Source organism: Sphaerisporangium sp. NPDC049457, from assembly GCF_055586705.1.
Map to the genome: position 1 here is coordinate 353,602 of NZ_JBVJHR010000005.1, position 8,023 is coordinate 361,624.

Sequence of the window (8,023 nt, forward strand, 5' to 3'; positions counted from 1 at the left end):
GCTTGATGGCCGCGCCGCCCGTAGTCGACCTGCCGTTCATCGACGAGGGGCTGGCAGCGGACATCGCCAGCGGCCTCGACGCCGTGGAGAAGCTGCTCCGCACGTCCGCCGACAGTGAGGACGCCTTCGTCGCGGAGGCGTCCAAGCACCTCATCGAGGCGGGCGGCAAGCGCTTCCGGGCGATGCTCGTGCTGCTCGCGTCGCACTTCGGTGACTTCAGCGCCCCCGGTGTGATCCCGGGGGCGGTGGTCATCGAGCTGACCCACCTGGCCACCCTCTACCACGACGACGTCATGGACGAGGCCCGGGTGCGGCGCGGCTCGGCGTCCGCCAACGCCCTGTGGGACAACAAGGTCGCCATCCTCACCGGCGACTACCTCTTCGCCCAGGCGTCCGAGATTCTCGCCGATCTCGGCCCCGAGCTGGTCCGCATCCAGGCCCGCACGTTCTCCCGCCTGGTCCGCGGTCAGATCCGCGAGACCATCGGGCCGCGCCCGGGCGTGGACGCCGTCAGCCACTACATCGAGGTGCTGGCCGACAAGACCGGCTCGCTGATCGCCACCTCGGGGCGGTTCGGCGCCATGCTCGCCGGGGCGTCCCCCGAGATCGTCGACCGGCTCACCAGCGCGTGCGAGGCCATCGGCGTCGCCTTCCAGCTCCGGGACGACCTGCTCGACGTCGCCTCCACGGCGGGCGAGAGCGGCAAGACGCCCGGCACCGACCTGCGCGAGGGCATCCGCACGCTGCCCGTCCTGTACGTGCTCGCCTCGACCGCCCCTGAGGACGCCCGGCTGCGCGAGCTGCTGTCCGGGCCGGTCGCCGACGAGGACGTCGCGGAGGCCGTCGAACTGCTGCGCGCCAACGAGGCGATGGTCCGCGCCCGTGCCGAGCTGATGTCCTGGGTGGGCCGGGCCCGCGACGACCTGATGGCGCTGCCCGACATTCCGGCCCGCGCCGCCCTGCTCGCCCTCTGCGACTTCGTGGCCGAGCGCTCGGGCTGAGCCCGGGGAACCCCGCGCTCAGGCCGAGCCTGTGGGCGCTCTTCGCCGCTCAGGCCGAGCCTGTGGGCCTCAGGCCGAGCCCGGGGTCGCTGCCCGCCTCAGGTGCCGCTCAACATCTCGACGACGGGGGCCAACCGGTCGGCGTACATCGCGTTCACGGTGATGTAGGAGATCTGGTAGGCGTCCCTGCGGCGCAGCAGCCGGTCGGCGATCTGCCGCGGTGAGCCGTCCAGCACGGCGATCGAGTCCGCCGGCAGGTCGGGGCCCAGGCGGTCGGCCAGCCACGGCGGCACCTCGTCGCCGACCACGTGCACCCCGACGCTGAGCTCCAGCCGGTCGAAGTGGTCACTGGCCTGCCGGACCAGCCGTACGGGGTCGGCCAGGTCGTCCTCGGCGGTGGAGGGGGGCAACCCCAGGGCGACGGTGTCGGCGTTTCTGGCGGCGAAGCCCAGCATCCGCGCCCCGCCCGCGGCGATCAGCACCCGCGGGCCCGGGACGTCGGCGGCCCACCCGTCCGGGGCCGGTTCGTCGCCGCCCGGCCACCTGCGCACCTGGCGGATGACCTCTTCGAGCCTCCTGATGCGCTGGTCGACGGTGCCGAACGGCATGCCGAGCCTGGCCGCGTCCTTCTCGGCGCCCGGTCGGCCGACGCCCAGCCCGAGCTCGAACCGGCCGCCGGACAGCATGCCGAGGCCGTGCACCTCCCACGCCAGCTGCTCGGGACGCCGGTTGGCGACCGACAGCACGAAACTGCCCAGCCCGATGGTCGTGGTCACCGCGGCGGCCGCGCTCAGGGCCGGCAGAGGCGGCAGGGTGCCGAGCGTGTCGGGCGTGAGGAACGTCGCGTATCCCAGGTCCTCGGCGCGGCGCGCGAGCGCCGACCACTGCTCGGCGTCGGGCGCCGTCGCCGCGACGATCCCGAAACGGAAGAGGCGATCTGCCATCATGTGCTCCCCTCGGCTCTCGTCGATGCTCTCGCGCGGGACGAGGGGACGTCGTCCGCCCGCGGGGGAACGCGCCGTACCGCCGGGGAGGTAGCCGCGGAGCGGCGGGTACGTCCCCGGCGGTAGCGCGGTAGCGCCCGCGCCGTGACGGCGGAGGTGGGATCAGACGGTCTCCAGCGCCGGGGCGGAGCGGACCGCGCGACGCGTCGCATGGGCGTGACGAAGCCCTTCCCAGCTGAACACCGCCAGCGCCAGCCAGATGATGGTGAAACCGGCCCATCGGCTGGGGGCCATGGTCTCGTGCGCCACCAGGATGCCGCACAGGAACTGCAGGATGGGAGCGATGTACTGCAGAAGTCCGAGGACCGTGAGCGGCACGCGGATCGCGGCGGCGGTGAAGCACATCAGCGGGACCGCGGTGACCAGGCCGGCGCCGGCCAGGAGCGCCGCGTGTCCGAGCCCCGCCGTCCCGAACGTGGCCGTCCCTCGCACCTGGAGGAACACCAGGTACCCCAGCGCCGGGGCCAGCAGCACCAGCGTCTCCACGGCCAGGCTCTCGGCCGCGCCCACGTTCGCCGACTTCTTGACCAGGCCGTACGTGCCGAAGGTGACCGCGAGCACCAGGGCGATCCACGGCGGCCGGCCGTAGTCCACGGTCAGGACGATGACGGCCAGCGCGCCGAGCCCGACCGCCGCCCACTGCCACGGCCGCAGGCGCTCCCGGAGGATCAGCACGCCGAACAGCACGCTCACCAGCGGGTTGATGAAGTACCCGAGTGCGCTCTCGACGATGTGTCCCGCGTTGACGGCGTAGATGTACACGCCCCAGTTCACCGAGACGAGCACGGCGGCCAGGGTCAGCAGCAGCAGTTTCCTCGGCTGTCGCGCCAGTTCGCGGAACCACGACCAGTGCCGCCGTACGGCGAGGACCCCGATCACGGCGACCAGCGACCACACCATGCGGTGCGCGAGGATCTCCACGGCCCCCGACGGCTTGAGCAGGGGCCAGTAGAGGGGGAACAGACCCCAGATGCTGTAGGCGGCTACGCCATACAGGACACCGCGGCGCGAATCAGGCATGTAGCCTATCTTCGCTGCTGACAGCATTTATAACAAATAAGTAAGTCTAGGCGATCTATTAAGAGATGCTTACGCCAGGAACAACCGGTGACCACCGATGGTTGCCCAGTCCGCAAAGAGTGTCCGACGGAGGTGCACGATGGGTTGGCTCTTCGGCAAGAACAAGACTTCGATGGTGACCCCGCAGGAGGCGCTTCCCGGCCGCGCGGAGAAGATCCCGGTGCCCGCGCGGCACGAGGTCCTCGACGCGCCCCTCGCCCCGCCGTACCCCGACGGCACTGAGATCGCCGAGTTCGGCATGGGCTGCTTCTGGGGGGCCGAGCGCAAGTTCTGGCAGACCCCCGGCGTCGTCTCTACCGCGGTCGGGTACCAGGGCGGCTACACGCCCAACCCGACCTACGAGGAGGTCTGCACCGGCCTCACCGGCCACACCGAGGTCGTCCGGGTCGTGTTCGACCCGACGAAGATCTCCTACGAGGAGGTGCTCAAGGTCTTCTGGGAGGGTCACGACCCCACCCAGGGCATGCGCCAGGGCAACGACGTGGGCACGCAGTACCGCTCCGCGATCTACACCCACGGCCCCGCCCAGGAGAAGTCCGCCGAGGCCTCCCGCGACGCCTACCAGCAGGTCCTCACCGCCGCCGGCCACGGCGCCATCACCACCGAGATCGCCCCGGCCCCAGAGTTCCACTTCGCCGAGGACTATCACCAGCAGTACCTCTGGCGCAATAAGGACGGCTACTGCGGCATCGGCGGCACCGGCGTCAAGCTAGGTGACCCTTCGGCCTGGTGCCCGACCGGGCTGACGACCTCTTCGGAGGAGTAGCCGAATTGCCCAGACCTCCGGGCGGTGGTGGTCAGGCCCGGCCGGAGGTCTTGTTCTTCTTCTGGGGCAAAAGCCCATCTCGAACCGATGGCGCTACCGGATCGGTGGTGAGGGTGCCCTCCTCTCAATGTGTGGTCTCAGGAGATGCTTGACCGTTTGTCATCAGGAGATGCTTGACCTCAGCTGGGCTGGGTGCCTTTGCCTCGGACGTAGAGGCGGGTGACGGGACTGGTGTCACGGCGGGGTCTGATCGCCAGTTCTTCCTCACCGTGTAAGACCCGGTAGCAGGTGCTCCCCTATATGATCGGGCTTCGAACCGGGCTTCCCATTCGGGTTCCAGCGCGTTGCGGACCCGTGCCTGATGGCACCGGTCCACGATCACCGGAACTCCAACGGGCGTAGCTTGGTGCTGTCACCGGCTTTGGGTATGTGCACCCGCTTGACCGGCAGGGGCTGCCAGGCAGTACGGCCGTGGTGTACTCGCGCCGCGACCTCATTCCTGGTCTCGGCGCTCAGCGCGATCTGCCCGTCGACTCCTGCGGTCTTGCGGCCAGCGTTGTGCTGGGTCACCCGGCGCACGCTCACCAGCGTGTTGGCCCGGCTTCGCAGCATCAGTTTTTGCAGGTTTCTGACCCTTGGCCAGTCCTGCTCCCGTGTCGCCTTGAAGATTCTCTGTCGCAGCCGCCGTACTTCTGCCTCACAGGCGCGCCAATCCACTGCGTCCCATGCACGGAAGTCCTCTGGTCCGTTCACCTCGCGGTGCCTAACTTGCCCGTCGGTACCGGCATTCACCACATGTCCTCTTCAATGACTCACCTGCCCACGTCAGCGCGCTTTCGCGTCCAGGCGACAGGCCGTCGGCCCGGCCCGGTATCCGGCCAGTTATACGAAGCAGTCGTGAAGGTGCGAATTCGCTCCGATTTCCTGTCCCCTTTCGAGGTGCCGGCATTCGCTTCTTGGGCATCCTTTCCCGCTCGGGATTTGAGCTTTCCTCACGGTCGGCTTACCGCTCTGCGGGATAACAGAGCGGACCCGGACGGGGTTTCCATGTTCCGCACGCATGAGACACGACTGGGGCAGGGCACCCTCTTTACCCCGGGGACAACGGTGTTCACACGGCTTGGTACACGCTTCCGCCGCCGTCTGCCGCTTTTCTGCGGCCAGTCCCTCTGCATCCCGGCCCAGCATTCCGTCCCGGGAAGTCAGCCGTAACGAGGCCTCATCAAGGGTTCACTCACGTTTGCCCACCCAGTCTTCTCCACACCTGTTGTCCCCAGACGGATACGGGGACTCTTGGGCATCTCCCTCGAGCTTCGCACCCAACCGTTACCAGCCACGCACGTCAAGGGCGGAGACGGGTCTCGAACACTGACCCGGGCTATGCCGTCATCAGAACCTCCAACCGACATAGCCACTCATTGCGAGCGACCTCATGTCGCACGTGCGTTATGGCGTTGGTGACGACTTCGGACGTGAGAAGAATGACGTCTTCCAGAGCGGGGTGACCCTCGCCGAGCCTGATGCTCGCGAACTGTCGAGCGAGCTGGACGGATTCCGGTCGGCCGACCAGGTCTATTACACCTAGCAGTGTTCCTGTTCTCATTCTGCGCCTAACCTCTTCAGTCGGCAGAAGGTTAGCGACGCCGGGACATCGCCTTACCGGGATGGCTCTGGAGCGCTAGCATTGGAGCCGGTTTACCAAACTACAGTTCACGTAAGCAGGTTAGTTATTTAGCAAAGACCCCAATATGAACCGGAAGGTGGGATTTGTCCGCAAGCAAAGAGGAGATCAACCCCCATGACTCCCCGCGTCACCTCTTCGCCTTCGAGCTGCGCCGATACCGTCAAGCGGCCGGGATGACCCAGCGTCAGCTGGCAGAACGCATGGGGTACTCAGACGCTCTCGTCGCCCTGGTCGAGACCATGAAGCGCACGCCGTCAGAGCGCTTCGCCGAGCTGGCCGATCAAGCGCTGAGGCTCGACCAGTGCGCTGTTTTCGGACACGAAACTGCCTCTTGTCAGTGATTGTTTAGCGGATCAAGGCGACACTGGCCGCACGATGAGCGGCCCGATGATCATGATCGCGGTGCCGGTGAGGGAGGCGCGCTTGTGGCCCTCGTTTCAGCCGAGCTGCGGGTAGAGGGCGGCGACGCCGCCGGAGAGGTTCGCCAGGACCCGGCGGCTGATGTCGTCGACGACGATCTCGGGTGCACTGGAGGCGATGCCGTCCACGGCGGCACGGGCGACGTCCGCCGGGTCGGTCTTCGGCTCGGTGACATGGCGGGCCATGTCGGTGTCCATATAGCCGACGTGCAGTCCGGACACGGTGATGCCGCGGGGCGCGAGTTGCTGACGCACGGTGTTGGTCATGCTCCATGCCGCTGACTTGGCGGCGGAATAGGCGCCGACGGCCGGGAAGCCGACCCACGACAACACTGACAGGATGTTCAGGATCGCCCCGCCGCCCCGGGCCTCGATCACCGGGGCGAAGGTCCGGATCACGCGCAGGGTGCCCAGGTAGTGGGTGTCCAACTCCAGGTGGAGCGCGTCCCAGCTGCCCGTCAGCGGATCGGCCCCGGTGGAGCTGCCCGCGTTGTTGATCAGCACGGTGACGTCACGGGCCGCCTCGGCGGCCGCGGCGACCGACGCCGGATCGGTGACGTCAAGCTGGATCGCCTTCACTCCGGGCAGATCGACCTGCTCGGGCCGGCGGGCCGCCGCGTACACGGTGGCGCCCCGCGCGGCCAGTTCCTGGGCGAGTGCCCTGCCGAGCCCACGGTTGGCGCCGGTGACCAGGGCGGTTGCTGTGCTGATGTCCATGACTTGTCCCTCGGGTTCCACAGTCAGAGCTGACTTACGTTTATTGAAGTCAGCTTCGACGGTATAGCCTGGCTATGGCTGAGGCAAGTCAGCCCGGAGGGGAGAGGGAGAGCGATGAGCGATCTGCTGTCGGAACGGGATGCCTGGTCCATGGCCAACTGCTCTGTCGCCCGGACCCTGGAGATCGTCGGCACCAGGGCGGCGTTGCTGATCATGCGCGAGGCGCTCTTCGGCACCCGCCGGTTCGACGACTTCGCGAAGCGGGTGGGCATCGGCGAACCCGCCGCCTCGGCACGTCTGAAGGAACTGACCGCCGCCGGACTTCTGGAGCGCGTGCCCTATCAGGAGCCCGGCCAGCGGACCCGGCACGCCTACCAATTGACCGAGAAGGGCCGGGACTTCCTGCCCGTGCTCGTGGCGATGCGGCAGTGGGGCGACGCCTGGGCCGCCGACGAGCAGGGGCCCCCGGTCGTCGTGCGCCACGAGGAATGCGGTGCCGAGGTGCATGCCGTGCTTCGTTGCGGCGACGGGCACGACGTGCACTTCGAGGACTCGTTCGTCGACGCCGGCCCGGGCCTTGTCCGCATCGGCCCGGACAGTCCCTGACTCCGACGGTGGCTGGCGGGACGACCCTGCGCCACCTCGAGGTGGCGCACGTCCGCACCAAGGTCGTCGTTGGGACCTGCCCTTGCTCGCGTCAGGGACGGTCGATCAGTTCGCCGGCGTGCAGGGTCGCGGCGAGCAGTTCGGGGTCGCCGGTGCAGTCGTAGGACTCGACGGCCGTGTCGGCGAACTTCAGGACGTGCTCGTCGCCGTGCTCGGCTGCCCGCTGGAGTGCGTCCTCGCGGGTCAGCTCGGGATAGCGCCGGACGATCTCCGCGCGTGGCGCCGGCCGGGCCGTGGCCACCACTCGGCGAGCACTTCCTGCCACGGGCGCTCGGCCAGCTCGTGCCGGAAGTACGCGGCCCAGTCGGGCAGCCGTCGCGCCTGGCCCAGCGCCGTGCCCCACTCGCCGGGCCGGATGGCGGCGCTCGTGCCGGGCAGCTCTGCCAGGCGGCGTACGTAGCGGTCGAGCCAGCTCTCGACGTCGATGTCGAGCTCCCGCCGGACCATGACCTCCACGGCCATCGGACCGTGGTTGGTCAACCCGTGGTTGCCCTCCTCGTCGCCGCCGAACTCCGGCCCGTACGCGTGCAGTCGTTCGTACGCTGCGGGCAGGGCTTCCGTAATCGACTCGCGGTTCATGATGGCCTCCTTGCGGACGACGTCGTAGATGAGCTTGGTGATGCCGTTGGCGTAGGTCTCGGACTCGACCATCTTCAGCATCTGCTTGTCCTTGTCGGTGTCGCTGA

Annotated in this window: 10 protein-coding genes and 1 pseudogene; 5 read left to right on the forward strand and 6 right to left on the reverse strand. The window is 68.3% G+C overall.

Annotated elements, in window-relative coordinates; translation table 11 throughout:
• Positions 1 to 5: 5 nt before the first annotated feature.
• Positions 6 to 1,001: a polyprenyl synthetase family protein gene (locus ACZ6QO_RS10960; protein ID WP_465849669.1), complete on the forward strand. Its 996-nt coding sequence runs from the start codon at positions 6 to 8 to the stop codon at positions 999 to 1,001.
• 98 nt (positions 1,002 to 1,099) lie between these two features.
• Here ACZ6QO_RS10960 and ACZ6QO_RS10965 read toward each other — a convergent pair whose 3' ends face one another.
• Positions 1,100 to 1,948, reverse strand: coding sequence for an LLM class flavin-dependent oxidoreductase (locus tag ACZ6QO_RS10965; protein WP_465849670.1), 849 nt, complete (start codon positions 1,946 to 1,948; stop codon positions 1,100 to 1,102).
• Positions 1,949 to 2,107: 159 nt separating this feature from the next.
• A complete protein-coding gene (gene rarD / locus ACZ6QO_RS10970; protein ID WP_465849672.1) occupies positions 2,108 to 3,025 on the reverse strand; it encodes an EamA family transporter RarD in 918 nt (305 codons plus the stop codon).
• A gap of 139 nt (positions 3,026 to 3,164) precedes the next feature.
• Between rarD and msrA the strand changes: the two genes are divergently transcribed.
• Complete coding sequence (gene msrA / locus ACZ6QO_RS10975) at positions 3,165 to 3,851, forward strand: peptide-methionine (S)-S-oxide reductase MsrA (protein ID WP_465849673.1); 687 nt, start codon at positions 3,165 to 3,167, stop codon at positions 3,849 to 3,851.
• Positions 3,852 to 4,229: 378 nt separating this feature from the next.
• Here msrA and ACZ6QO_RS10980 read toward each other — a convergent pair whose 3' ends face one another.
• On the reverse strand, positions 4,230 to 4,646 hold the full coding sequence (locus ACZ6QO_RS10980; protein ID WP_465849675.1) for a reverse transcriptase N-terminal domain-containing protein: 417 nt from the start codon (positions 4,644 to 4,646) through the stop codon (positions 4,230 to 4,232).
• 646 nt (positions 4,647 to 5,292) lie between these two features.
• Here ACZ6QO_RS10980 and ACZ6QO_RS10985 point away from each other — a divergent pair.
• Both ACZ6QO_RS10985 and ACZ6QO_RS10990 read left to right on the forward strand, forming a co-directional pair.
• Positions 5,293 to 5,436, forward strand: a complete 144-nt coding sequence (locus ACZ6QO_RS10985; RefSeq protein WP_465849677.1) for a hypothetical protein — start codon at positions 5,293 to 5,295, stop codon at positions 5,434 to 5,436.
• Positions 5,437 to 5,618: 182 nt separating this feature from the next.
• Positions 5,619 to 5,876 carry a helix-turn-helix domain-containing protein gene (locus ACZ6QO_RS10990; RefSeq protein ID WP_465849678.1) on the forward strand — a complete coding sequence of 86 codons (258 nt, stop codon included), beginning with the start codon at positions 5,619 to 5,621 and terminating at the stop codon, positions 5,874 to 5,876.
• 96 nt (positions 5,877 to 5,972) lie between these two features.
• Here ACZ6QO_RS10990 and ACZ6QO_RS10995 read toward each other — a convergent pair whose 3' ends face one another.
• Positions 5,973 to 6,671, reverse strand: coding sequence for an SDR family oxidoreductase (locus tag ACZ6QO_RS10995; RefSeq protein ID WP_465849679.1), 699 nt, complete (start codon positions 6,669 to 6,671; stop codon positions 5,973 to 5,975).
• Between the two features lie 114 nt (positions 6,672 to 6,785).
• Between ACZ6QO_RS10995 and ACZ6QO_RS11000 the strand changes: the two genes are divergently transcribed.
• Positions 6,786 to 7,277 (forward strand): winged helix-turn-helix transcriptional regulator, encoded by a 492-nt coding sequence (locus ACZ6QO_RS11000; RefSeq protein WP_465849680.1) that lies wholly within the window; start codon positions 6,786 to 6,788, stop codon positions 7,275 to 7,277.
• 91 nt (positions 7,278 to 7,368) lie between these two features.
• Here the strand turns inward: ACZ6QO_RS11000 and ACZ6QO_RS11005 are convergent, their stop codons facing one another.
• Together ACZ6QO_RS11005 and ACZ6QO_RS11010 are read right to left on the reverse strand one after the other, a co-directional pair.
• On the reverse strand, positions 7,369 to 7,581 hold the full coding sequence (locus ACZ6QO_RS11005; RefSeq protein ID WP_465849682.1) for a hypothetical protein: 213 nt from the start codon (positions 7,579 to 7,581) through the stop codon (positions 7,369 to 7,371).
• Positions 7,521 to 8,023: pseudogene (locus tag ACZ6QO_RS11010) on the reverse strand (hypothetical protein); the annotation flags it as partial. The pseudogene ACZ6QO_RS11010 and the gene ACZ6QO_RS11005, both read right to left, overlap by 61 nt.

Bases quoted from the DNA above. Each gene is read 5' to 3' on its own strand.
- ACZ6QO_RS11000 (WP_465849680.1), top strand. From the start codon at position 6,786: ATGAGCGATCTGCTGTCGGAACGGGATGCCTGGTCCATGGCCAACTGC.
- ACZ6QO_RS10965 (WP_465849670.1), bottom strand. From the start codon at position 1,948: ATGATGGCAGATCGCCTCTTCCGTTTCGGGATCGTCGCGGCGACGGCG.
- ACZ6QO_RS10960 (WP_465849669.1), top strand. From the start codon at position 6: ATGGCCGCGCCGCCCGTAGTCGACCTGCCGTTCATCGACGAGGGGCTG.
- msrA (WP_465849673.1), top strand. From the start codon at position 3,165: ATGGGTTGGCTCTTCGGCAAGAACAAGACTTCGATGGTGACCCCGCAG.
- rarD (WP_465849672.1), bottom strand. From the start codon at position 3,025: ATGCCTGATTCGCGCCGCGGTGTCCTGTATGGCGTAGCCGCCTACAGC.
- ACZ6QO_RS10995 (WP_465849679.1), bottom strand. From the start codon at position 6,671: ATGGACATCAGCACAGCAACCGCCCTGGTCACCGGCGCCAACCGTGGG.